We start from the raw sequence: 418 nt of genomic DNA on the forward strand, positions 1-418 counted from the left end.
ACTCTGCGTTGCCCATGAACCCCGGCAGCAGCCGGGCCGCGGCCTCGATCATCGCGAGGACGGCGACCTCTCCCCCGTTGAGCACGTAGTCACCGAGGGAGATGACGCGCACCGGCATGACGTCGGCCGCAGCCTCGTAGACGCGTTCGTCGATACCCTCGTATCGGCCGCACGCGAAGATCAGCCAGTCCTCGTCTGCGAGTTCGCGCGCGAGCCGCTGCGTCAACACCTCACCACCGGGGCCGGGGACGATGAGCGTCGGCGTGCCGTCGCCCAGGGTGCGCACATGCTCGAGCGCTTCCCACCACGGCTGCGGCTTCATCACCATGCCGGCCCCACCGCCGTAGGGCGTGTCGTCGACGGTGCGGTGACGGTCGTGCGCGAAGTCGCGCAGGTCGTGCACGGCCACGTCGAGCAG

At 69.9% G+C, this 418-nt stretch carries 1 pseudogene; it reads right to left on the bottom strand.

The features are described from left to right. Positions 1–409: pseudogene (locus tag GO615_RS30035) on the bottom strand (tRNA (guanosine(37)-N1)-methyltransferase TrmD); the annotation flags it as partial. Between the last annotated feature and the right edge of the window lie 9 nt (positions 410–418).

Source organism: Aromatoleum evansii (genome assembly GCF_012910805.1).
GTDB classification, from domain to species: domain Bacteria; phylum Pseudomonadota; class Gammaproteobacteria; order Burkholderiales; family Rhodocyclaceae; genus Aromatoleum; species Aromatoleum evansii.